The 22,861-nt window shown below is 68.6% G+C and carries 18 protein-coding genes and 1 tRNA gene; 16 read left to right on the top strand and 3 right to left on the bottom strand.

Annotation, left to right across the window (positions count from 1 at the left end; genetic code table 11):
• Positions 1–9: 9 nt before the first annotated feature.
• From EER27_RS07460 to EER27_RS16915, 14 genes are all read left to right on the top strand, one after another.
• A complete protein-coding gene (locus EER27_RS07460) occupies positions 10–1,941 on the top strand; it encodes a potassium transporter Kup (RefSeq protein ID WP_123087410.1) in 1,932 nt (643 codons plus the stop codon).
• Positions 1,942–2,157: 216 nt separating this feature from the next.
• The gene (gene ruvB / locus EER27_RS07455) at positions 2,158–3,216 is read left to right on the top strand and encodes a Holliday junction branch migration DNA helicase RuvB (RefSeq protein WP_123087409.1); all 1,059 of its coding nucleotides are present in this window, start codon (positions 2,158–2,160) and stop codon (positions 3,214–3,216) included.
• A 159-nt stretch (positions 3,217–3,375) separates the two neighbouring features.
• Positions 3,376–3,786, top strand: a complete 411-nt coding sequence (gene ybgC, locus EER27_RS07450) for a tol-pal system-associated acyl-CoA thioesterase (protein ID WP_123087408.1) — start codon at positions 3,376–3,378, stop codon at positions 3,784–3,786.
• Positions 3,787–3,870: 84 nt separating this feature from the next.
• Positions 3,871–4,665: a protein TolQ gene (gene tolQ / locus EER27_RS07445; RefSeq protein ID WP_123087407.1), complete on the top strand. Its 795-nt coding sequence runs from the start codon at positions 3,871–3,873 to the stop codon at positions 4,663–4,665.
• 110 nt (positions 4,666–4,775) lie between these two features.
• Positions 4,776–5,216, top strand: a complete 441-nt coding sequence (tolR, locus tag EER27_RS07440) for a protein TolR (protein ID WP_123087406.1) — start codon at positions 4,776–4,778, stop codon at positions 5,214–5,216.
• A complete protein-coding gene (locus tag EER27_RS07435) occupies positions 5,216–6,178 on the top strand; it encodes a cell envelope integrity protein TolA (RefSeq protein WP_123087405.1) in 963 nt (320 codons plus the stop codon). The genes tolR and EER27_RS07435 overlap by 1 nt, the downstream gene beginning before the upstream one ends.
• A gap of 374 nt (positions 6,179–6,552) precedes the next feature.
• Complete coding sequence (gene tolB / locus EER27_RS07430; protein ID WP_123087404.1) at positions 6,553–7,872, top strand: Tol-Pal system beta propeller repeat protein TolB; 1,320 nt, start codon at positions 6,553–6,555, stop codon at positions 7,870–7,872.
• A gap of 260 nt (positions 7,873–8,132) precedes the next feature.
• A complete protein-coding gene (gene pal / locus EER27_RS07425) occupies positions 8,133–8,648 on the top strand; it encodes a peptidoglycan-associated lipoprotein Pal (RefSeq protein ID WP_123087403.1) in 516 nt (171 codons plus the stop codon).
• A 27-nt stretch (positions 8,649–8,675) separates the two neighbouring features.
• A complete protein-coding gene (ybgF, locus tag EER27_RS07420) occupies positions 8,676–9,491 on the top strand; it encodes a tol-pal system protein YbgF (RefSeq protein WP_123087402.1) in 816 nt (271 codons plus the stop codon).
• 8 nt (positions 9,492–9,499) lie between these two features.
• The gene (gene queE / locus EER27_RS07415; protein WP_123087401.1) at positions 9,500–10,177 is read left to right on the top strand and encodes a 7-carboxy-7-deazaguanine synthase QueE; all 678 of its coding nucleotides are present in this window, start codon (positions 9,500–9,502) and stop codon (positions 10,175–10,177) included.
• Between the two features lie 119 nt (positions 10,178–10,296).
• The gene (queC, locus tag EER27_RS07410; RefSeq protein WP_123087400.1) at positions 10,297–11,016 is read left to right on the top strand and encodes a 7-cyano-7-deazaguanine synthase QueC; all 720 of its coding nucleotides are present in this window, start codon (positions 10,297–10,299) and stop codon (positions 11,014–11,016) included.
• Between the two features lie 55 nt (positions 11,017–11,071).
• Positions 11,072–11,147: transfer RNA gene (locus EER27_RS07405), tRNA-Lys, on the top strand.
• Between the two features lie 617 nt (positions 11,148–11,764).
• On the top strand, positions 11,765–12,127 hold the full coding sequence (locus EER27_RS07400) for a hypothetical protein (RefSeq protein ID WP_123087399.1): 363 nt from the start codon (positions 11,765–11,767) through the stop codon (positions 12,125–12,127).
• Positions 12,128–12,187: 60 nt separating this feature from the next.
• Positions 12,188–12,745, top strand: a complete 558-nt coding sequence (locus tag EER27_RS16915; protein ID WP_148040978.1) for a hypothetical protein — start codon at positions 12,188–12,190, stop codon at positions 12,743–12,745.
• Positions 12,746–12,916: 171 nt separating this feature from the next.
• Here the strand turns inward: EER27_RS16915 and recQ are convergent, their stop codons facing one another.
• Positions 12,917–14,725 (bottom strand): DNA helicase RecQ, encoded by a 1,809-nt coding sequence (gene recQ, locus EER27_RS07390; RefSeq protein WP_123087397.1) that lies wholly within the window; start codon positions 14,723–14,725, stop codon positions 12,917–12,919.
• A gap of 231 nt (positions 14,726–14,956) precedes the next feature.
• On the bottom strand, positions 14,957–15,526 hold the full coding sequence (locus EER27_RS07385) for a Dps family protein (protein ID WP_123087396.1): 570 nt from the start codon (positions 15,524–15,526) through the stop codon (positions 14,957–14,959).
• A 168-nt stretch (positions 15,527–15,694) separates the two neighbouring features.
• Between EER27_RS07385 and hrpA the strand changes: the two genes are divergently transcribed.
• On the top strand, positions 15,695–19,954 hold the full coding sequence (gene hrpA / locus EER27_RS07380; protein ID WP_123087395.1) for an ATP-dependent RNA helicase HrpA: 4,260 nt from the start codon (positions 15,695–15,697) through the stop codon (positions 19,952–19,954).
• Between the two features lie 107 nt (positions 19,955–20,061).
• Here hrpA and EER27_RS07375 read toward each other — a convergent pair whose 3' ends face one another.
• Positions 20,062–20,595, bottom strand: a complete 534-nt coding sequence (locus EER27_RS07375; protein ID WP_123087394.1) for a hypothetical protein — start codon at positions 20,593–20,595, stop codon at positions 20,062–20,064.
• An 82-nt stretch (positions 20,596–20,677) separates the two neighbouring features.
• Between EER27_RS07375 and EER27_RS07370 the strand changes: the two genes are divergently transcribed.
• Positions 20,678–22,843, top strand: a complete 2,166-nt coding sequence (locus EER27_RS07370; RefSeq protein WP_123087393.1) for a RelA/SpoT family protein — start codon at positions 20,678–20,680, stop codon at positions 22,841–22,843.
• Positions 22,844–22,861: the final 18 nt, after the last annotated feature.

Here is a 22,861-nt window from a genome sequence, read left to right as displayed (position 1 = left end):
GACGCTTCCATGACCTCGTTCAACACTTCCTCCTCCGCCCCGGTTCCAGGTGCGGGCGCACCGCATTCCGGTCACGGCAAGCAGGGCCTGCCCGGGCTCGTGGTCGGCGCGATCGGCGTCGTCTTCGGCGATATCGGCACCAGTCCGCTGTACACCCTGAAAGAGGCGTTCTCTCCGCACTTCGGGCTGGTCGGCAACCACGACACCGTGCTGGGCATCCTGTCGCTGGTGTTCTGGGCGCTGATGGTGGTGGTGACGCTGAAGTACGTCTCGATCATCACCCGCGCCGACAACGAGGGCGAGGGCGGCATCATGGCGCTGATGGCGCTGGCCCAGCGCACGCTCGCCAAGGGCGGTCGGTCGGCCTACGTGGTCGGCATCCTGGGCATCTTCGGTGCCTCGCTGTTTTTCGGCGACAGCGTGATCACGCCGGCCATCTCGGTGCTGTCGGCCGTGGAGGGCCTGGAGGTTGCCGCGCCCGCGCTGCATCGCTGGATCGTGCCGATCACGGTGGTGATCCTGCTGGGCGTGTTCGTCGCGCAGCGGTTCGGCACCGAGCGGGTGGGGCGCATCTTCGGGCCGATCACCTGCCTGTGGTTCCTGTCGCTGGCCGTGATCGGCGTCCACAACATCATCGACATGCCGGAAGTGCTGAAAGCGCTGAACCCGGTGTGGGCGATGCGCTTCTTCATCGATCATGGCGGCCATTCGCTCTTCATCCTCGGTGCGGTGGTGCTGGCCGTGACCGGTGGCGAGGCGCTGTATGCCGACATGGGCCACTTTGGTGCCCGGCCGATCCGCTACGGCTGGTACCTGGTGGTGCTGCCGGCGCTGATGCTGAATTACCTGGGCCAGGGCGCGTTTGTGCTGGGCCATCCGACCGCGGTGAAGAATCCCTTCTACGAGGCCGTGCCCGAGTGGGCGCTGATCCCGATGATCGTTCTGGCGACGATGGCCACGGTGATCGCATCCCAGGCGGTGATCACCGGCGCGTTCTCGGTTGCGCGCCAGGCCATGCAGCTGGGCTACGTGCCGCGCATGCACATCAAGCACACCTCCAGCGACACCATCGGCCAGATCTACGTCCCCTACATCAACTGGCTGTTGATGCTGATGGTGATCGCGGTGGTGCTGGTGTTCCGCACCTCCACCGCGCTGGCCACCGCGTACGGCATCTCGGTGGCGACCACGATGCTGATCGACACGCTGCTGCTGGCGCTGGTGGCACGTACGCTGTGGCCGAAGTGGCGCAAGTTGGTGCTGCCACTGTGCGTGCTGTTCTTCATCGTCGACCTGGGCTTCGTGATCGCCAACGGCGCCAAGTTCTTCGACGGCGCGTGGTTCCCGGTGGTGCTGGGCCTGGCCGTGTTCACGGTGCTGCGCACCTGGCGGCGCGGCCGCGAACTGCTGCACGCCGAAATCCGCCAGGAAGGCATCCAGCTGGGGAGCTTCCTGCCGGGTCTGATGCTGGCGCCGCCGGTACGCGTGCCGGGCACCGCGGTTTTCATGAGCAGCCAACTTGGCGTCGTGCCGCACGCACTGATGCACAACCTCAAGCACAACAAGGTGCTGCACGAGCGCAATGTGTTCCTGACGGTGGAGACGCTGACCGTGCCCTACGCGCCGCGGGACTGCCGCTTGCGCATCGAATCGATCGGCGACGACTTCTACCGCGTGCTGATCCGCTTCGGCTTCATGGAAACGCCCGACGTGCCGCTTGCGCTGATGCGCAGCTGCGATGCCGGGGGGATCCACTTCGATCCGATGGAAACCACCTATTTCGCGAGCCGCGAAACCATCATCGCCAGCCATCACCGTGGCATGCCGTTCTGGCGCGACAAGCTGTTTGCGTTCATGCACCGCAACGCGGCGCCGGCGACCGGCTTCTTCCGCATTCCGGGCAACCGGCTGGTGGAGCTGGGCGCGCAGATCGAAATCTGACGTCGGAAGGCGCCGGGACGGGCGCCGGAGTGTGTGCCTGCCGCCAGGCGGGGCCGCGCTGTCTGCTACCGAACCGCCGGGCGTGGCGCGTAGCCGCCGATCGCACGCCCCGCTGCCCGCCCACCGCACGGGCGGCCGGACGTGGCCCGGCGGGCCTGGGCGAGCGCTTCCCGCATCGCCCTGTGCCACGCGGGGCCCTCGTGCGACCATAGCGGCATGACCGATGACCGCCTGATCACCACCGCCTCGACCCGCGAAGACGAAGCGCTGGAGGCCTCGATCCGTCCCAAGCGGCTCGACGAGTACCTCGGCCAGCAGGCAGTGCGCGAGCAACTGGGCATCTACATCGAGGCCGCAAAGGGCCGCGGCGAGGCGCTCGACCACGTGCTGATCTTCGGCCCGCCCGGGCTGGGCAAGACCACGCTGAGCCACGTCATCGCCAACGAGCTGGGCGTCAACCTGCGCCAGACCTCGGGGCCGGTGATCGAGAAGGCCGGCGACCTGGCCGCGCTGCTGACCAACCTGCAGGCGCACGACGTGCTGTTCGTCGATGAGATTCACCGCCTGTCGCCGGTGGTCGAGGAAATCCTCTACCCGGCGATGGAGGACTTCCAGATCGACATCATGATCGGCGAGGGCCCGGCCGCGCGCTCGATCAAGCTCGACCTTCCGCCGTTCACCCTGATCGGTGCGACCACCCGGGCCGGCCTGCTGACGGCGCCGCTGCGCGACCGTTTCGGCATCGTCCAGCGGCTGGAGTTCTACAGCGTCGACGAGCTGACCCGCATCGTGCGCCGCTCCGCGCAGATCCTGGGCATCGCGTGTGCGCCCGAGGGGGCCGCCGAGATCGCCAAGCGTTCGCGCGGCACGCCCCGCATCGCCAACCGGCTGCTGCGCCGCGTGCGCGACTACGCCCAGGTGCGGGCCGGCGGCAACATCACCGCCGAGGTCGCCGACGCGGCGATGGCGATGCTCAAGGTGGACCAGGAAGGCTTCGACGAACTCGACCGCCGCATGCTGCGCACCATCATCGAATCCTTCGACGGGGGCCCGGTCGGCGTCGAATCGCTGGCCGCCGCGCTCAGTGAGGAACGCGGCACGCTCGAAGATGTCATCGAGCCGTATCTGATCCAGCAAGGCTATCTGGTGCGCACCGCGCGCGGCCGCATGGCATCGGCCAAGGCCTACCGGCACATGGGCCTGAAGCCACGCGGCACCGGCGCGGACATGTTCGATGAAGTACCCGCGGGAACCGGCACCGGCGAGGGGCTCTAGGTTCGCCGGGCGGCGCGTTGCGGCCGGCGCGGAGGTCCGCGCGTGGCTGCGGTGGCCGTCGAGGCGAGCACCCCGCAATGCCGCCGGCACGCCGGTCCCCACGAATTCCGAGCGGCGTCGCCGCGTCATCCGTCCCCATTCACGGGCTTACTTAAACCGATGTTCAGCCATCCAATCCGGATTTACTGGGAAGATACCGACGCGGGTGGGGTGGTCTACCACGCGCAATACCTTGCGTTCCTCGAGCGTGCACGCAGTGAATGGATGCGCGCGCAGGGACATGGACAGGACGTCCTGCGGCAGGAGCACGGCCTGGTGTTCGCGGTCCGTGCGATGGGCCTGGATTTCCTCGGGCCGGCGCGACTGGACGACGCGCTCGAGGTCACGGTGACGCTGATCGAATGCCGCCGCGCCAGCGCGGTGTTCGCGCAGCAGGTGCGTCGCGGTGACGAAGTGCTGCTGACCGCCAAGGTGCGGGTTGCCGCGCTCGATGCCGAGGCCTTCAAGCCGCGTCCGATCCCGCCGTCGCTGTACGAACAACTCAAATCACTGGAAACACCGGGCGCTTAGACTGTCGCCCCGTAGCGTCCGCCCGCCCCGCGTGGCGCGGACAAACTGCCGAACAATGCCCGTAGAGGGCACGGAGAACCACGCATGCTGTCACCGCTGATCGCCTTGCAGGCCACCACCGTCGAGGCCTTGCCGGAAGAGGCCGCCACCACCGTCGAACAGCTGGCCGTCGCGGCGGCGACGTCGCCCGCCGCGGAGAGCAGCCTCAACCTGATCGACCTGGTGAGCAAGGCGAGCTGGCCGGTGCAGGCGATCATGGCGCTGCTGGTGATCGCCTCGCTGTTGTCGTGGGTGATCATCTTCCGCAAGTTCATGGTGATGCGCCGCGCCAAGCGCGAGGCCGACCAGTTCGAGGAGCGCTTCTGGTCCGGCGCCGAACTGACCAAGCTGTTTGCCGGTTCGACCGAGCGCAACCGCGCCGTCGGTGGCATCGAGGCGATCTTCGAGTCGGGCTTCCGCGAGTTCAACCGCATCCGCCAGCGCAAGGGCGTCGACAGCCGTTCGCAACTCGAAGGCGCCCAGCGCGCGATGCGCGCCACCACCTCGCGCGAGATCGACGGGCTCGAACACAACCTCGAAATGCTCGCCAACATCGGTTCCACCTCGCCGTACATCGGCCTGGTCGGCACGGTGTTCGGCATCATGGTGACGATGCACACGCTGCACGCGGCAAGCCACCAGATCGGCATCAAGGACGTGGCGCCGGGCATCTCCGAGGCGCTGCTGGCCACCGCGATGGGCCTGTTCGTGGCCATTCCGGCGGTTTGGGCCTACAACCGCTACGCGACCGCGGTGGAGCGCATGGCCGTGCGCTATGACGCGTTTGCCGAGGAGTTCTCTTCGATCCTGCAGCGCCAGTCGCACCTGGACGAGACCTGAGGCGAGCCGCCCACCCGGGCACGCACGTCATCGCGCCGCGCGACCAGGCCGCCTTCCCGGGGCACTGGGCAGCGGCACGGCGCTGAACCGCACGAACACAGAGGTACGCCATGGCCGCCATTTCCGGACGCCGCATCCGCAAGCGCAAGCTCAAGGCCGACATCAACGTCGTGCCCTACATCGACGTGATGCTGGTGCTGCTGGTGATCTTCATGGTCACCGCGCCCTTGTTGAGCCTGGGCGTCGACGTCGACCTGCCCAAGCAGAACGCGCGCTCGATCGACGTCAAGAAAGACCCGGTGGTCGTCTCGGTCGACAAGGACGGCAACTACTTCCTGGCCGTGGAGGCCGGACGCAACGAGGCCGTGACCAGCCAGATGCTGGTCGCCCGCGTGCGCGCCATCGCCGAGCAGGACCCCGAACTGCGGGTCTATGTCGCCGGCGAAGGCCAGGCCAGCTACCAGCGCGTGCTCGACGCCATGGGCATGCTGGGCCGGGCCGGCGTGGCCAAGGTCGGCCTGATGACCCAGCCTGAGACGGGTGGCAAGTAATGAGGGAAACCCGCGCCGATACCGCGCGTGCCGTCGGTCTCACGGTGCTGTTGCACCTGGTGCCGGTGGCCGTGTGGCTGATCGGGTGGCTGATCGCCCTGCTGTGGCCCCGGCCGATGGCGACGGCTTCGGCTGGCTCGCCTGTGGAAGCGGAGATGGTCGCTGCCAGTGATCTGTCCGCGGCGATGCGGCGCACCCTGCGCGATCGTCCCGATCCGATTCCCGACCCGCTGCCGGAACCCGAGCCCGAAGACGCCGATCCGCTGCCGCAGCCCGAACCCGAGCCCAGCCCGCAGGACTCCCCGACGCCGCAGCAGAACACCGCGCAGGACTTCATCCCGGTGCCGGACCAGGAAAGCCAGGAAGCCGTGGTCGACCAGGCCACCCCACTGCCTGCCACGACCACCACGCCCCAGCCCGAGAAGAAGCGCCAGGAGCAGGTGGACCTGAGCCAGCTCGAACGCCAGCAGCAGGCCGAGGCGCGTCGCCGGCTGGCCGAGATGAATGCCAGCCTGGAGCGCGACAAGCAACTGGCCGACATCCGCCGCCGTCGCGCCGAGGCCGCGCGCCAGGCGGAGATGGCCGAGGCGCGGCTGCAGCAACTGGCCGACGCGCGCGCCACCCAGGCATCGCGCAGTACGCCCGCGCAGGCCGGCAACAACGGCACCGACACGGGCCTGGCGGCGCGCTACCGCGACGCGCTGACGCGCGCGATCCTCAGCAAGTGGGTGCGTCCGGACAACGTCGCGCTCGGCGCGCGTTGCAAGCTGATCATCCGGCAGTTGCCCGGTGGCGAGGTCGCCGACGGCGGTGTCGAGTTCTCCAGCCCCTGCGCCTACGACGAGGCCGGCAGGAAGTCGATCGAGGCCGCCGTGCTCAAGGCCCAGCCGCTGCCCTTTGCCGGCTTCGAGCCGGTCTTCCAGCGCACCTTGATCCTCAACTTCGAGGCGCAGGAGCGCTGACGTGGCCTCCCACGGGACGACCGGACGCCGCGTGGGCCCGGTCCCGTCGCGCGACGGGTGCGTCGCGTGGACCGGTCCCGCTGCCCTTGCCGGGAGGCGGTCCGGGCGCGGAATTATCGATTCGCGACAGCGTCGCGCCGGCGTGTCACGGGCAGCGGGTAAGATGAACGGGGTTGCGCCAAGGCGCCTGCGACCGGTGATGCCATCGGTCCGGATGCGCCTGGGCAGGGCCCGGGACGGATGTCGGCGCGATCGGCGTGTGTTGCGCTGGCCATGACCTCGGACGGCCAGGCGGTTCAGCCGTGAGCCAGCCTTCACTGTCTAACTGTTAAGAAAGCCCCCGATCCGCAAGGACTGTTCGAATGGATGTAGCGATGAAGCGAGTTCTGCCCTGGCTGGCCAGCGTGTTGGCCCTGATCCTTCCGTTCGCCGCCGCGGCCCAGCAGCAGGGGCTTGAGCTCGACATCGTCGGCGGCAACGCCTCGGCGACGCCGATCGCGGTGGTTCCCATGCCCTACCAGGGCAGCGGCGCCGCGCCGGCCACCAACGTGGCCGAGGTGATCACCGCCGACCTCAACCGTTCCGGCCAGTTCCGCGGCCTGCCCGAGGCCAGCATCGCCGAGCGCCCGACCCGTGGCAGCGAGGTCAACTACGCGACCTGGCGCGCGCTCAACCAGAACTACCTCGTGGTGGGTCGCGTGCTCGATGCCGGCGCCGGCAGCTACCGGCTCGAATACGAGTTGTTCGACGTGGGCACCCAGGAGCGCATGCTCGGATTCGCCCTCACCGCGCGCGCCAACGCCATGCGCGACGTCGCCCACCAGGCCGCCGATGCGATCTACGAAAAGATCACCGGCGTGCGTGGCGCGTTCTTCACCCGCATGGCCTACGTCACCGCGACGGGCCTCGGCCGCGATGCGCGCTACGCGCTGATGGTTGCCGACGCGGACGGCTACAGCCCGCAGACCGTGGTGCGTTCGACCGAGCCGCTGCTGTCCCCGTCGTGGAGCCCGGATGGGACGCGCCTGGCCTATGTGAGCTTCGAGGGCGGTAGTTCCTCGATCTACCTCCAGAGCATCAACTCCGGCGCGCGCGAACTGGTTGCCAAGTTCCGCGGCATCAACGGCGCGCCGGCGTTCTCGCCCGATGGCCGCCGCCTGGCGCTCACCCTGTCGCGCAGCGGCAACCCCGAGATCTACGTGATGGACCTGGGCAGCCGCGCGCTGACCCAGCTGACCAATCACTTCGGCATCGACACCGAGCCGACCTGGAGCGCCGACGGCAGCACGATCTATTTCACGTCCGACCGCGGCGGCAAGCCGCAGATCTACCAGGTCGGCGCGGGCGGCGGCGGCGCCAGCCGCGTCACCTTCCAGGGCAGCTACAACGCCAGTGCCAGCGTGTCGTTCGACGGCAAGAAGATCGCCACCGCCCAGGGCGCCGGAAACAACTACCGCATCGCCATCATGGACCGCAGCCTCGGCTCGGACCGCTGGGACACGCTGTCCCCCGGCTCGCTCGACGAGTCGCCCAGCTTCGCCCCGAACGGCAGCATGATCATTTATGCTGCGCGCGAAGGGCGCAGGGGGGTGCTCTATGCCGTGTCAGCCGATGGCCGGGTGCGTCAGCGCCTGGTACTGGCTGACGGCGATGTCCGCGAACCCTCGTGGGGGCCTTTCCGCCTGCCCCGGTGATCACGGACGCGCGAGCCGCTCCACCGTTCAGACCGCTGACCGACCACCCGTTTCGACCATCCGCTTCGAAGGTTCGTGACCGATCCGTCGCCACGACCAACCGGTCCGGCAATCCGCCGGAACGCCTTTCCGGACTGGCCCGCCAGCCCGGGATGCAGGTCCAGCCAGTAGATTCGATCAACCGATCCGCTCCGTTGGCACGAACAATTCGAAGCAATCCGCTGCACCCTGTCCCACGCCATTGACGACGAGGAACTACCATGACCACCACCGCGCGCATCCTGCTCATCGCTCTCATTGCCACCGGCGCCGTTGCGTGCCGGAAGGACGTGAAGCCCGTCGAGCCGGCTGATACCTCCGGAACCACCACCCCGGGCACCACCACTGGCCCGGTCGCTTCGGGCGCTTATGGCCCGGGCGATCTCGATACCGATGCCTGCCTGCGTCAGCGCGTGGTGTACTTCGATCTCGACCAGGACGCGCTGAAGCCGGAATTCCAGGCCATCGTCGGTTGCCACGCCAAGTACCTGCGTGACCGCCCGTCCTCGCGCATGACCCTGGAAGGCAATGCCGACGAGCGCGGCAGCCGCGAGTACAACCTGGGTCTGGGCGAGCGCCGTGGCAACTCGGTGTCGTCGGCCGTCCAGGCCAACGGCGGCTCGGCCAGCCAGATCACGGTGACCAGCTACGGCGAAGAGCGCCCGGTCTGCACCGAGTCGAACGAAGACTGCTGGGCGCGCAACCGTCGCGTCGAGATCATCTACACCGCCAAGTAATCCAGCGGAGCAATACCTGTCGTGACGATGCGCAAACTGCTAGTCCCGGCGACGCTCGCGGCGGCCCTCGTGGCCGCCGCACCGGCGTACGCCCAACGCGCGAGCCTGGCCGACCGCGTCGCCGTGCTCGAACAGCGCGCCGCCGCCAACCAGGCGAATGTCGACCTGCTCAACCAGGTCAGCCAGCTCAAGACCGAGGTCCAGGCGCTGCGCGCCCAGATCGAAGAACTGCAGCAGGCCAACAACCAGCTCAAGCAGACCGCCCGCAGCCAGTACATCGACCTCGACGGGCGCGTGAATCGCCTGGAGGGCGGTGACACGGGCGCCACGCGTGCGAACGTTCCAGTCGAACCGCCTCCGGCGCCGCCGTCTGCCGCGGTGGACACCGCCCCGGCCGCGCAGGACACCGCGCCGACCGTGTACGGCGATGCCGGCGCGGTGGCGATGGGTGCGGGTGAGCGCGAGGCCTACGACGCAGCGTTCAACACCCTCAAGGGTGGCGACTACAGCGGCGCCGCGCGCGAATTCCATGCCTTCCTCGACCAGCACCCGAACGGCGCCTACGCGCCCAACGCGCTGTACTGGCTCGGCGAGAGCTACTACGTCACCCAGAACTACCAGCTCGCGCTGGGCCAGTTCCAGGCACTGCTCGAGCGCTATCCCACCCACGACAAGGCGCCTGGCGCGCTGCTCAAGGTCGGGCTGTCGCAGCAGGGCCTTCGCCAGACCGATGCCGCCGAGCGCACGCTGTCGGAAGTGACCACGCGTTATCCCGGCACCGACGCTGCGCGCGTCGCGGCCGACCGGCTGAGCGCTCTGCAGCTCGGCCGCCTCCAGCGGTAGGTGCGACGATGAATGCCGTTCCGGACGAGGCGGCGCAGGCGTCGCCCGACCGCCTGCGGCTGACCGAGATCTTCCTGTCGTTGCAGGGCGAGGCCCGCGCCATCGGCTGGCCCACCGTGTTCGTGCGCCTGACCGGCTGCCCGTTGCGCTGTCAGTACTGCGACACCGCCTACGCGTTCCATGGCGGGCAGTGGCACGACATCGACGCCATCCTGGCCGAGGTCGCCAGCTACGGTGCACGCCACGTCTGCGTGACCGGCGGCGAGCCACTCGCGCAGAAGCGCTGCATCGGCCTGCTCAAGCGCCTGTGCGATGCCGGCTACGAGGTCTCGCTGGAAACCTCCGGCGCGATCGACATCAGCGAGGTCGACCTGCGCGTGTCGCGCGTGCTCGACATCAAGACCCCGGGTTCGGCCGAGGTGCACCGCAATCTGTGGAGCAACCTGGCGCTGTTGACCCCGCACGACCAGGTCAAGTTCGTCATCTGCTCGCGCGAGGACTACGACTGGGCGCGCGGCATCGTGGCCGAGCACCGCCTGACCGACATCTGCGACGTGCTGTTCTCGCCCAGCTTCACCCAGATCAAGCCCAGCGACCTGGCCGACTGGATCGTGGCCGACCGGTTGCCCGTGCGTTTCCAGCTGCAGTTGCACAAGATCCTCTGGAACGACGAGCCCGGCCGCTAGCGCCAGCTCCGTGCGGTCGCCCACCGCGGCGCGGTTGATGCGCCTGCCGGGAGATCGCGACACAGACCGCCCGGTCGCCCTTCCCGTGACACCCACCTGCATTCACCACCGAGTCGCCCATGAAACCTGCTGTCGTCCTCGTTTCCGGGGGAATGGATTCCGCCGTCGTCGTCGCCATCGCCCGCGAGATGGGCTTCGCCGTGCACGCGCTCAGCGTGCGCTACGGCCAGCGCCACACGTCCGAACTGGAGGCAGCCGATCGGGTCGCCACCGCGCTGGGCGCGGTGGCGCACAAGACCGTCAATGTCGACCTGCGCAGCATCGGCGGCTCGGCGCTGACCGACGAGTCAATCTCCGTGCCGACCGACGAGGACGGCCACGCCATCGGCAGCGACGCGGTCAAGGACGCAATCCCGGTGACCTACGTGCCGGCGCGCAACACCATCATGCTGTCGGTCGCGCTGGGCTGGGCCGAGGTACTGGGCGCGGCGGACATCTTCTGCGGCGTCAACGCCGTGGACTACTCCGGCTACCCCGACTGCCGGCCCGAGTTCGTCGCCGCGTTCGAAGCGCTGGCGAACCTGGCCACCAAGGCCGGTGTCGAAGGCGCCGGCCTGCGCGTGCACGCGCCGTTGCAGCACTTGAGCAAGGCCGACATCGTCCGCGAAGGCCTACGCCTGGGCGTCGACTTCGCGCAGACGGTCTCGTGCTACCAGGCCGACGCCGACGGCCGCGCCTGCGGCCATTGCGACGCCTGCCGCCTGCGTGCCGAGGGCTTCGCCGCGGCCGGCGTGCCCGATCCGACGCGTTACGTGAACCCGCCTGCACGACAGGGCTGACCGACCGGGCCGGCTGCGCTAGAATGCCGGCCCCGGCGCAAGGCCGGGCGACGATGGGTCGTTAGCTCAGTCGGTAGAGCAGAAGACTTTTAATCTTTTGGTCGAAGGTTCGAATCCTTCACGACCCACCATCCCGCATCAAGCACCTGGGCCGACCATCGCGTCGGCCTTTGTCGTTTCTGGGCTGGCGTAACCCGGCTTGATCACAAGGCACTGAGTTGCCTTTAGCGCGACTCGCAAGCGCCGTACTCCCGTTGATTGCGCTGTATCGGGCTGCCGCGCCTGCGGGCCTTGGCTGGTTCGCAAGTCGACACATACGACGAGTCGATACTGACCCAGGGCGGTGGCGACATCGCGCCTAGAGCAACACCGTATAAGCACCTACGCGCCCGCTTCGGCTTAAGCACGTCCGAGTGCCGCTTGCCGATCAAACACGCCTCCGTGATTGTCGTAATGTTCGGGTCGGAGATGTCTAGTGAACCCGTGGCGATTCAGTCGGCGCGTTCGGTTGCGGCAACCAATGGACGGATCCACACGTACGGCTAGAAGGGGCGATGCGTTGCCCGCAAAGGTGCTGACCATCACCGGTGAACAATCCCTCCCAACGTCCGCTTGGAAATGCCCTGGCGTTCCCGAAAGTGGCCCAGCTGCCGCCCCCGGACCTTGAATCATGAGGCACTTACCATGGCTTTTTATCGTCCTTCTAGCGACGGCAAGCTGCGCCATTGAAAACGGAGGTCGACGGCAAATGAGCATCCCGAACCCGGCACAACGTCACGCACTGCTCGCTTTAGCGAATGGCGAAGTGACCATCAACCTAAGCGAGCTGGAGCAGATCAAGTCCGCCTTGATTGCGAAACTTCGCAGTAGGCCCGAGAACGCGGATTTCGCTGCCCTCGCGGTAGAAGCCGCATCGGCAAACTGTTTCATCGCCGAGGACGGCATTGCCAACATCGGTCCTTGGACGCTTGAAGTCCGATCCGGTGAAGCCGTTCTCGTCAGAAGTTCACCGCGGCGGCCGGTGATGATGATTCCCGTGGCTTACTTGGAACTCAGCGAAAGCATATGGATTGTCCGAGACGTTGTTATTTCGAGCCTTCACATTCGCTGACTCGTGCGCACACGATTTGCGATAGCGCTTTTGGCGGCCGCCCTCGCAGGGGCGACATCCATGACCGACAATGAAAACTACCTCTTGGCCGCACAGCTTCGTGCGGGAGAGTTCCGCACAAGTCGAGATCCGGAGTTGCTGGTCCTCGCGTACCGGGCCATTTCACAAGTAGTCCCGTCCGACGAAAGTGCGCCCGATACGAAAGCCGCTATTCAAACCAAGGCTCTTCACGCTTGGCTTGGTCTGTTGGATCTGGTCGACCGGAATATCGACCCGAACTTTGATCCGAATCAGCGGGTGTTCCGTCAAGTTTCCCCGCCAGAACAAGGCGATGTGGTGCTGATGCCCGGAGCTGATCCTTCGCTCATCACGGATCCGGTTGCTCGCAAGAAGTACGAAGAAGACATCGCTGCGAACGACGAGAAGCTCGCCAATATCCGCCGACAGACCATCTTGCGACGCATTGAGAGCGACCTCGCGGAAGGGGCCGTCGGGGCAATTTGCAGTCACTACCGCGCCATGCGCAGCAAGGACGCTCTGCGCAACGCGGTCAATGAACTGATCTCCGCCCCTGAGCGCAAGACAACGCTGCTGGACGTGATTGAGAAGCTGGACTGAGATGGTGGATGGGGGATGTTCCGCCCTTGCAGCCCAACCTCAGAATGTCGACGGTACCGGGTCGCTCCACGATCCCGAACGAATCTCACGACAGGCTGGCCGCGAGGCCGGCCTTTTTGTTTGCCCGGCGCGCGGGCGTGCGGGCAGCCGGGCGAGGTGCGTCGGCCCGCCTCAGCCGGCGTCGAACAACTGCTGCAGCACGGCCTCGCCGTAGTGCTCGAGTTTGCGGCTGCCGATGCCGGCGATGTGCGCGAGCTCGTCCAGATCGTCCGGCGCGGCTTCGGCGATCGCACGCAGGGTACTGTCGTGGAAGATCGTGTAGGCGGGAACGTTCTGCTCGCGCGCCATCTGCGCCCGCCAGGTTCGTAGCGCGTTGAAGCGCTCCAGCGCGGCCGGAGCGAGGTCGGCGGCCACCAGGCTGGCGACGGTGTCGCGCTTGCTGCGTCGGGGCGTCGGCGCGGGTTCGCTGCGGAAACGCAGTTCGCGCTCGCCGCGCAGCACCGGCGCCGCGGCCGGGGTCAGGAACAGCGCGCCGTGGCGCTCGACATCGGCCTCCAGCAGGCCGTTGGCGACCAGCTGTCGGAACACGCTGCGCCACTGGCGTTCGTCCAGGTCCGTGCCGATGGCCCAAGTGCTGAGCTTGTCGTGGCCGTGCTGGCCGACCTTGTCGCTGCGCACGCCGCGCAGCACGTCGATCATGTGCGCCGCGCCGAACCGCTGACCGCTGCGGTACACGCACGACAGCGCCTTGCGCGCGGCCAGCGTGCCGTCCCAACTCTGCGGCGGATGCAGGCAGTTGTCGCAGTTGCCGCAGGCGCCCGCGTGCGGCTCGCCGAACCAGCCCAGCAGCGCCTGGCGACGGCACTGGGTGGATTCGCAATAGCCCAGCAGCGCGTCCAGCTTTGCCAGCTCCAGGCGCTTGCGTTCTTCGCCGGCCTCGCCCTGCTGGATCATCTGCCGCAGGCTGACCACATCACCCAGGCCGTAGCAGAGCCAGGCTTCTGCCGGCGCGCCATCGCGGCCGGCACGACCGGTTTCCTGGTAGTAGCCCTCGATCGACTTGGGCAGGTCGACGTGGGCGACGAAGCGCACGTCGGGCTTGTCGATGCCCATGCCGAACGCGATGGTGGCAACCATCACCACGCCGTCCTCCTGCAGGAAGCGGCGCTGGTGCGCGGCGCGCGAGGCCGCGTCCATGCCGGCGTGATAGGCCAGCGCGTCGATCCCGGCCTTGCGCAACTGCTCGGCAACGCTGTCCACGCGCTTGCGCGAGAACCCGTAGACGATGCCGCTGTCGCCACGGTGCGCGGCCAGGAAATCGAGCAACTGGCGCGTGCCGCCGTCCTTGTGCACCACCCGGTAACGAATGTTGGGGCGATCGAACGAGCTGACGAACTGGCGCGCGTCGTCCAGGCCCAGCCGCTCGGCGATTTCGCGTCGGGTCGGCGCGTCGGCGGTGGCGGTGAGGGCGACACGCGGGATGTTGGGCCAGCGCTCGTGCAGCACGGTCAGCTGGCGGTATTCGGGGCGGAAGTCGTGGCCCCATTGCGAAACGCAGTGCGCCTCGTCGATGGCGAACAAGGCGATTCGCGCCCGGTCGAGCAGCGCCAGCGTGCGCGCGCCGAGCAGGCGCTCGGGGGCGATGTAGAGCATTTCCAGCTCGCCGGCCAGCAACTGCCGTTCGACCTCGGCGGCGGTGGCCGCATCGAGCGTGGAGTTGAGGTAGGCCGCGCGCACGCCGAGCTGGCGCAGGGCCTCGACCTGGTCCTGCATCAGCGCGATCAGCGGCGAGACGACGATGCCGCAGCCGTCGCGCAACAGCGCCGGCAACTGGTAGCACAGCGATTTGCCGCCGCCGGTGGGCATCAGCACCAGTGCGTCACCGCCGCCGGCGACGTGGTCGACGATGTCCGCCTGTTCGCCACGGAACGCGGGGTGGCCAAAGGTGTGGCGGAGCAGGTCGAGGGCGCGTTGACTCATCCGCCTAGGGTACCAAGCGGGTCAAGCGCGGCGCTCCGTGCGGTGACAAACGCCGCGCCGTTCAGCTAACGCCAGGGGCAGGGCATCGGCCGGGGGCGCAACACACCCCGCTGGGCATTGCACCGACCGTGCAGGAGCGGCAAACAGCTCCTGCCGGGGTGAGCGAGGGCCGCGACGGGGTTGGGACGGGCCAATCGATGCCCAACCACGCGTCGCGCGGAACCCCGGGGGTTACTGCAGCAGCGAGCGCAGCATCCAGGCGTTCTTTTCGTGGATGTTCAGGCGCTGGGTCAGCAGGTCGACGGTCGGGTCGTCGCCGGCGTCGTCGGCGATGGACAGCACCTTGCGCGCGGTGCGGCAAACCGCTTCGTTGCCGACCACGAGCTGGCGCACCATCTCGCGCCAATCGGCGGCTTCGGTCAGGCCCGGCTCTTCCGGCAGCGAGGTCAGGCGGATGAACTCGGCGTACGAACCCGGCGCGTTGAAGCCCAGTGCGCGCGTGCGCTCGGCGATGTCGTCCAGGGCGGTCCACTCTTCGGTGTACTGGCCTTCGAACATCACGTGCAGGGCGTTGAACATTGGCCCGGTGACGTTCCAGTGGAAGTTGTGGGTCTTGAGGTAGAGCGTGAAGCTGTCGGCCAGGAAGCGGGCCAGGCCCTCGGCGATCTTCTTGCGGTCGCCCGCGCCGATGCCGATATCGATCAGCGGCGCCTTGCTGCCCGCCGCCGCAGGCGAGGCAGCCTGGTCGAGCGTGGGCGCGGCCTTGGATTTGGCGGGCTTGGTGGTCTTGGTCTTGGCCATGCAGGTGTCTCCGTGTAGGGCGAAGCGGTGGCTCGGGAAGGTTCGTGCAGTCCGGCAGCGCGGTGACGTGCGCGCGTGCGCGCATCGTGCAAGGGCTGTGGCCGAGTTTGCGCGACAATAGCGCCGCGGCCGTTGCCGTGTGAACCGGATGCTTGAGCTGCAACCCGCATGAACCCTATCGACGCCAACGCTAAGACCGCGTCACGACGCCGTCGTCGCAAGCCGCCCAATGCCAATGCACCGGACGCGCCCGCAGGCACGCCCACGGCCCCGGCTGGCCGCGAAACCGGCAATCGCCACGCCGCTGACACCGGCGCCGCGAAACCCGGCGGTGACGCGACCGGCAAGGCGCGTGGCGCCGAGCGTGGCCCTGCGCGTGATCGTGCGGCCAATCGCGCCGCCGGTCGCCCGGCAGAACGCGCCGCCAAGTCCGATGGCGAGCGTGGACAGGCGCGTGAGCGCAAGCCCGCCGCAGTGGCCATCAGCCCGGCGCGCCAGGCCGAACTGCAGCGTGCGCGTGCTGCCATCGACGGCGGACAGAGCCGCGATCGTGGTCGCCTGCACGGCCTGTGGTCGCGTTGGAGTGGCAAACCCGACGACGCCCAGGCCGAAGGCGCGTTCGCCCAGGCGCTGGCGCTGTCGGTGGCCGCACGCGCGTCGCGCGCCGCGGCGCTTCCCAACGCGCCCGTCGATCCGGTGCTGCCGATCGCGACCGAGGCCGAGCGCATCGTCGAGCTGATCCGCGCTCACCCGGTGGTGGTGATCGCCGGCGAGACCGGTTCGGGCAAGACCACCCAGTTGCCCAAGCTGTGCCTGGCCGCCGGTCGTGGCGCCGCGGGCATGATCGGCTGCACGCAACCGCGCCGGATCGCCGCGCGTGCGGTGGCCAAACGCGTGGCCGAGGAACTGGACACGACGCTCGGTGGCGCGGTGGGCTACCAGGTGCGTTTCAACGAGAACGTCGGCGAGCGCACGGCGATCAAGTTCATGACCGACGGCATTCTGCTGGCCGAGATCCAGTCCGACCGTTGGCTGAGCCAGTACGACACGATCCTGATCGACGAAGCGCACGAGCGCAGCCTCAACATCGATTTCCTGCTGGGCTACCTCAAGCAGCTGCTGCGCAAGCGCCACGACCTCAAGGTCATCGTGACCTCCGCGACGATCGACACCGAGCGTTTTGCCGCGCATTTCGACAATGCCCCGGTGGTCAACGTCGAGGGCCGCGGCTACCCGGTGAGCGTGCGTTACCGGCCGCTGGAAGGCGAGGGCGAAGACGCCGGCGAGCGCAGCGTCAATGACGGCATCGTGGCCGCCTGCGACGAGATCACCCGCGAGGACCCGCGCGGCGACGTGCTGGTGTTCCTGTCGGGCGAACGCGAGATCCGCGACGCGCACCAGGCGCTCGAACGACGCAAGTACCGCGAAACCGAGGTGCTGCCGCTGTACGCGCGCCTGTCGGTGCGCGACCAGGACCGCGTGTTCAATCCCGGCGTCAAGCGTCGCATCGTGCTGGCAACCAACGTCGCCGAGACCTCGCTGACGGTGCCGCGCATCCGCTACGTGGTCGACCCGGGCCTGGCGCGCGTGAAGCGCTACAGCCCGCGCGGCAAGCTCGATCGCCTGCACATCGAACCGATCAGCCAGGCCAGCGCCGACCAGCGCAAAGGCCGCTGCGGACGCATTTCCGAGGGCACCTGCTACCGCCTTTACGACGAGCCCGATTTCGAGTCGCGGCCGCGCTTCACCGACCCGGAGATCCGTCGCGCCGCGCTGGCCGGCGTGATCCTGCGCATGCTGTCGTTGGGCCTGGGCCGGATCGAGGACTTTCCGTTCCTCGAACCGCCCGATCCGCGCGCGATCGCCGATGGCTGGCAGCAGCTGGGCGAGATGGGCGCGGTGGACATGGCCGACGACGCGCGCGAGCGCAAGCTCACCGCGATCGGCCGACAGATGGCGAGGCTGCCGGTGGACGTGAAGCTGGCGCGCATGCTGGTGGCCGCCAACCAGCACGGCTGCCTGCGCGAGATGCTCGCGATCGCGTCGTTCCTGGGCATCCAGGAGCCTCGCGAGCGGCCAGCCGACCAGCGCGCCGCGGCCGACAACGCGCACGCCGAATTCGCCGATTCCAAATCCGAGTTCGTCGGCATCCTCAAGCTCTGGGATGCGTACCAGACCGCGCACGAAGAACTCACCCAGTCCAAGCTGCGCAGCTGGTGCGAGAAGCATTTCCTGGGCTTCCTGCGCATGCGCGAGTGGCGCGAGCTGCATCGCCAGCTCAAGCTGATGGCCGACGACCTGGGCTGGCAAGCCAACGGCATCGCCGGGGAGATCGACAGCGGCGCCTACACGATGCTGCACCGCGCACTGATCGCGGGCCTGCCCACCCAGATCGGCCACCGCGCACAGCCGGCCGACAAGAAGGGCGGTGGCGGCTACGACGGGCCGCGCGGGCGCAAGTTCCAGTTGTTCCCCGGCTCGCCGCTGGCCAAGAAGCCACCACCGTGGGTGCTGGCCGCGACCCTGCTCGACACCGAGCGCGTGTGGTCGATGACCAATGCCGCGATCGAGCCCGACTGGGCGATCCAGGAGCTCGAACACCTGCTCGCGCGACGCCACCACGAGCCGCACTGGGCGCGCTCGCAGGGGCGCGTGGTCGGCAGCGAGCAGATCAGCCTGTTCGGCCTGGTGCTGGCGCCAAAGCGGCCGGTGCACTACGGCGCGCTGTACCCCGAGGAGAGCCGCGTCATCTTCGCCCGCGATGCGCTGGTGACCGGTGAGATCAACACTCGCACCGCATTCGTGCAGCGCAACCTTGCCACGCTCGCCAAGGCGCGCGAGGAAGAGGCCAAGCAACGCCGCGCCGGCGTGGTGGTCGATGAGGAGTGGATGGCGCAGTGGTACCTCGACCGGCTGCCCGCGCACGTGCACAACGCGCATGCGCTGGACGCCTGGTACGGCAAGCTCGACGCGCCGGCGAAGGCCGCGCTGGAGTGGTCGCTGGCCGACCTGATGATCGGCGACGAGAGCGAGGCCGCGCGTTTTCCGGCGTGGATCGCGCTCGGCGATGCGCGCCTGGCCGTGCAGTACCGTTTCGACCCCGGTGCCATCGACGACGGCATGACCGTCGCCGTGCCGTTGCACCTGCTCAACGCGCTGGATCCGGTGCGTCTGTCGTGGCTGGCGCCGGGCTTCGTTGCCGACAAGGCCGCGGCGCTGATCCGCTCGCTGCCCAAGGCGCAGCGGCGCAACTTCGTGCCGGCGCCGGACTTCGCGCGCGCCTTCCACGAGGCCTACGCGCAGGGCGATGCCGACAGCTTCGCCGGCACGCTCGCGCGCTTCCTGCGCAAGGTCACCGGTGCCGAATTGAACGCCACCGAGTTCGACGAAAGTACGCTGGAGCCGCACCTGCGCATCAACCTGCGGTTGTTCGACCGCGACGGCAAGACCGTGCTGGCCGATTCGCGCGACCTCGACGATCTGCGCCAGCGCTTCGGTACGCGCGCGGCGGCGGCATTCGCGGCCAAGGCCGCCGACGGCATGGCGCGCAGCGGCCTGGTGGCGTTTCCCGAGACGCCCATCCCGGCGTCAGTGCCCGGTGCCGGCGGCGTGCCGGCCTATCCTGCGCTGCACGACGACGGCGACAGCGTGTCGTTGCGCGTGCACGCCGAGCGGGCCGTCGCGCAGCGCGAACACCCGCGCGGCGTACGCCGGCTGCTCGCAATCGCGCTGGCCGACAAGCTCAAGCAGGCGCGCAAGCAGTTGCCCGTGGCGGCCAAGACCGGCCTGCTGTACGCGGCGATCGAGTCGCAGGCGCCGCGTCGCGGCGGCGAGGCGGAAAGCCTGCGCGACGGCGACCGGCTGCGCGCGGACCTCGTCGACGGCGCGTTTGCGGCACTGGTCGATCAGGGGCTCGACACGGTCCGCGACAACGGGGCGTTTGCCGTGGTTCGCGATCAGGTCGGCCGGCAGGTGTTCGGCGAGGCCATGGAGCGCCTGCGACAGGCCGAAGCCATCCTGACGGCCGTTGGCGAAGCCCGCGCCAAGCTCGAATCGCCACTGATGGGCTGGGCCAGTGGCAACCTCGACGACATGCGCTCGCACCTGGCCACGCTGACGCCGCCGGGCTTCCTGCGCGACGTGCCGGCCAGCGTGCTGCGCGAGTACCCGCGTTACCTCAAGGCGCTGGCATTGCGTGGCGAACGCGCGCTGCGCGACCCGGTCAAGGACCAGGCACGCATGCTGGAGGTCAAACCGTTTTCCGATGCGCTGGCCGTGGCGCTTGAGCGCGGCGATCAGGCCGAGGGCTGGCAGGCGCTGCGGTGGGAGATTGAGGAACTGCGCGTGCAGTTGTTCGCGCAGGAACTGGGCACGCGCGGCGCGGTGTCGCCGAAGAAACTGGCAACCCGGCTGGCGCAGCTGCGTTGATGCGCGACACGCGGCGGCGCGGGTTGAGACAGGCCGCTGGCTGATAGGGAGGCAGCGCGGCTTCGTTCGCCGCGCTCCTACCCGTTGGCCCTGCCCGCGGGGCCGGCTTACTTCGTGCGGCGGACCTTGGCGCGGGTGTTGTAGCCCTTGACCGCCATGTACCAGGCGTTGCCGATGCCCGGGGCGATGCTGACCTGCGGCGCATCCAGGCGTACGCCGGCCAGCGACGCGTCGTCGGTCTGCTCCCACATCTGGCCGTTGTCGAGCGTCCAGGTACGACCGCGACCAAAGCCACGGAACTCGCCGTCGATGCGGCCGACGATGGGGTCGTCGGAGCCGAAGCTGAGGAAGCCACGGTTCTCGGTCTCGACCTTGTCCTTGGCCAGGCTGGCGGCCTTGGTGGTTTCGACCTCGAGCGTCTTGTTGAGCCAGGCGTTGAGGTTGGCCAACTCCTGGGTGCTGAGCTTGTCCAGGCCCGCGGCGCGGAATTGCTCCGGGCTCATCTGCTGTTCGATCGGCTGGTCGGTGGCCTGCTGCGCCATCGCCGCCGGTGCGAGCAGCAGCAACGCGGCCAGTGCCAACGGACGCAGAGCGGTGCGGCGAAATCCACGGACGGCGTGACGGTGCGCGATCGAAAGCATGGGGTGTTCCTCCGGACGGATGCTGGCTAGTGTAGTCATTCCCTCCAACCGCGCTACGCACGGCGCGACCCAGCACACCCGCATGATCACGACGCCGTCAGACGCACTCGCCACCTTGCTCGCGCACCCCGCGGCAGCCGCGCTTGCACCGTCCCTGCGCGACGCCTTGCGTGCGACAGGCGACGATCCCGGCGCAGTGGGCGGCGTCGATCCGTTGCCGGTGCGGCTGGCCACGCTGGACGCCTTGGCGAGGCTGGATGCCGATGGCGACAGCGTGGCCGCGGCCATCCTGTATGCATTGCCTTCCGTGCACGAACGCCTCGGCGCCGGCTTCGACAAGGCACACCCGGCGGTGGCTGCGCTGCTGGATGGCCAGCGCGCGGCCGGACAGGTGTGGGCGCTGCACGCCGAGCATCGTGGCAAGGCCGGCAGCGAGGGACTGCGCCGGCTGCTGCTGGCCATCGTGCGCGACATGCGCGTGGTGCCCATCCTGCTGGCGCGCCAGCTGGCGCGGATGCGCCATGCCGATCTGTTCGACGACGCCCAGCGTCGCGAGCTGGCCGAACTGACCCGCGACATCCACGCCCCGTTGGCGAACCGACTCGGCATCTGGCAGCTCAAGTGGGAGCTGGAAGACCTCGCGTTCCGCTACCTCGAGCCGGACACCTACAAGCGCATCGCCCGTCTGCTCGACGAGAAGCGGACGATGCGCGAGCGCTACATCGACCAGGTCAAGCGCACGCTGGCCGAGGCGATGGCCGCCCAGGGCGTCCGGGCCGAGGTGGCCGGTCGCCCGAAGCACATCTACAGCATCTGGAAGAAGATGCAGCGCAAGGACGTGCCGATCGGCGAGCTGTACGACCTGCGCGCGGTGCGGGTGCTGGTGGACGACGTGGCGGCCTGCTACGCAGCGCTGGGCGTGGTGCACGCCACCTGGGCGCCGGTGCCCAGCGAGTTCGACGATTACATCGCCCGCCCCAAGCGCAACGACTACCGCTCGCTGCACACCGCCGTGGTCGGGCCGGAGGGCAAGACGCTCGAAGTGCAGATCCGCACCTTCGACATGCACCGCCAGGCCGAGCTGGGCGTGGCCGCGCACTGGAAGTACAAGGAAGGTTCCGGTGGCGGCGCGGACGCCGCGTTCGAACGAAAGATCGCCTGGATGCGCAAGCTCATCGAGGCCGGTGCCGACGGTGAGGCGGCGCTGGCGGGCGAGCTGGGCACCGAACTGGTCGAGGACCGCGTCTACGTGCTGACGCCCAAGGGCGAGGTGATCGACCTGCCCTCGGGTGCCACGCCGCTGGACTTTGCGTACCACGTGCACACCGAGGTCGGGCACCGCTGCCGCGGTGCCAAGGTCGACGGTCGCATCGTGCCGCTCGACCACCGCCTGCGCAGTGGCGATCGCGTCGAGATCATGACCGCCAAGACCGGCGAGCCGCGCCGCGACTGGCTGGTCGCGGCCAACGGTTTCCTGGCCAGCGCGCGATCCCGGGAGAAGGTGCGCAACTGGTTCCACAAACTCGATCGCGCGCGCAACGAGACGGCAGGCAAAGAGCTGCTCGACAAGGAACTGCGCCGGCTGGGCGTGCTCGGCGCCGACCTTGCGCCAGCACGCGAGCGCTTCAATTTCGACAGCGACGGCGAGTTGTACGTGCACGTCGCGTTGGGCGACCTGGGCCCGCACCAGGTCGGGCGCGTGCTGCTCGAACACGAGCGTGCCGCCACCGCGCCGCCGCCTTCGGCCGGCACTGGCGGCCACGGCGCCCTGCCGACTCCCGGGTCGCGCAAGCCGCCACGCAAGGCCAGCGACTTCACCGTCGAAGGCGTCGGCAACCTGCTGGTGCAACTGGCGCGCTGCTGCCAGCCGCTACCCGGCGAGCCGATCGCCGGCTACCTCACGCGCGGTCGCGGCGTCAGCGTGCATCGGCCCGATTGCGCGGCCTACCAGCGTCTCGCCGTCTCGCAACCGCAACGCGTGCTGCCGGTGGAGTGGGGGCGTCTGGGTGGTGGCTACGAGGTGGACGTCGAGGTGCTCGCGCTGGACCGCAAGTGGCTGCTCAAGGAAGTCACCAACGCGATCGCCCAGGGCAACGCGCATGTCGCCAGCATCCACAGCGAGTTCGAGCGCAATGCCGCCCAGGTGCGCATCCGCATGCGCCTGCGGGTGGCCGACTACGGCCAGTTGTCGACCCTGCTGGGCAAGCTGTCGGCGCTGCCCGGTGTCGAACATGCGCACCGTCACTGAGTGCCCGCGATGACATCG

Origin of the sequence: Montanilutibacter psychrotolerans, from assembly GCF_003719825.1 — a bacterium.
GTDB lineage: Bacteria > Pseudomonadota > Gammaproteobacteria > Xanthomonadales > Xanthomonadaceae > Montanilutibacter > Montanilutibacter psychrotolerans.
Note: the sequence above shows the minus strand (reverse complement) of the source record. Positions and strands in the feature narration are given on the sequence as shown.

Bases quoted from the DNA above. Each gene is read 5' to 3' on its own strand.
- EER27_RS07460 (WP_123087410.1), top strand. From the start codon at position 10: ATGACCTCGTTCAACACTTCCTCCTCCGCCCCGGTTCCAGGTGCGGGC.
- ruvB (WP_123087409.1), top strand. From the start codon at position 2,158: ATGACCGATGACCGCCTGATCACCACCGCCTCGACCCGCGAAGACGAA.
- ybgC (WP_123087408.1), top strand. From the start codon at position 3,376: ATGTTCAGCCATCCAATCCGGATTTACTGGGAAGATACCGACGCGGGT.
- tolQ (WP_123087407.1), top strand. From the start codon at position 3,871: ATGCTGTCACCGCTGATCGCCTTGCAGGCCACCACCGTCGAGGCCTTG.
- tolR (WP_123087406.1), top strand. From the start codon at position 4,776: ATGGCCGCCATTTCCGGACGCCGCATCCGCAAGCGCAAGCTCAAGGCC.
- EER27_RS07435 (WP_123087405.1), top strand. From the start codon at position 5,216: ATGAGGGAAACCCGCGCCGATACCGCGCGTGCCGTCGGTCTCACGGTG.
- tolB (WP_123087404.1), top strand. From the start codon at position 6,553: ATGAAGCGAGTTCTGCCCTGGCTGGCCAGCGTGTTGGCCCTGATCCTT.
- pal (WP_123087403.1), top strand. From the start codon at position 8,133: ATGACCACCACCGCGCGCATCCTGCTCATCGCTCTCATTGCCACCGGC.
- ybgF (WP_123087402.1), top strand. From the start codon at position 8,676: ATGCGCAAACTGCTAGTCCCGGCGACGCTCGCGGCGGCCCTCGTGGCC.
- queE (WP_123087401.1), top strand. From the start codon at position 9,500: ATGAATGCCGTTCCGGACGAGGCGGCGCAGGCGTCGCCCGACCGCCTG.
- queC (WP_123087400.1), top strand. From the start codon at position 10,297: ATGAAACCTGCTGTCGTCCTCGTTTCCGGGGGAATGGATTCCGCCGTC.
- EER27_RS07400 (WP_123087399.1), top strand. From the start codon at position 11,765: ATGAGCATCCCGAACCCGGCACAACGTCACGCACTGCTCGCTTTAGCG.
- EER27_RS16915 (WP_148040978.1), top strand. From the start codon at position 12,188: ATGACCGACAATGAAAACTACCTCTTGGCCGCACAGCTTCGTGCGGGA.
- recQ (WP_123087397.1), bottom strand. From the start codon at position 14,725: ATGAGTCAACGCGCCCTCGACCTGCTCCGCCACACCTTTGGCCACCCC.
- EER27_RS07385 (WP_123087396.1), bottom strand. From the start codon at position 15,526: ATGGCCAAGACCAAGACCACCAAGCCCGCCAAATCCAAGGCCGCGCCC.
- hrpA (WP_123087395.1), top strand. From the start codon at position 15,695: ATGAACCCTATCGACGCCAACGCTAAGACCGCGTCACGACGCCGTCGT.
- EER27_RS07375 (WP_123087394.1), bottom strand. From the start codon at position 20,595: ATGCTTTCGATCGCGCACCGTCACGCCGTCCGTGGATTTCGCCGCACC.
- EER27_RS07370 (WP_123087393.1), top strand. From the start codon at position 20,678: ATGATCACGACGCCGTCAGACGCACTCGCCACCTTGCTCGCGCACCCC.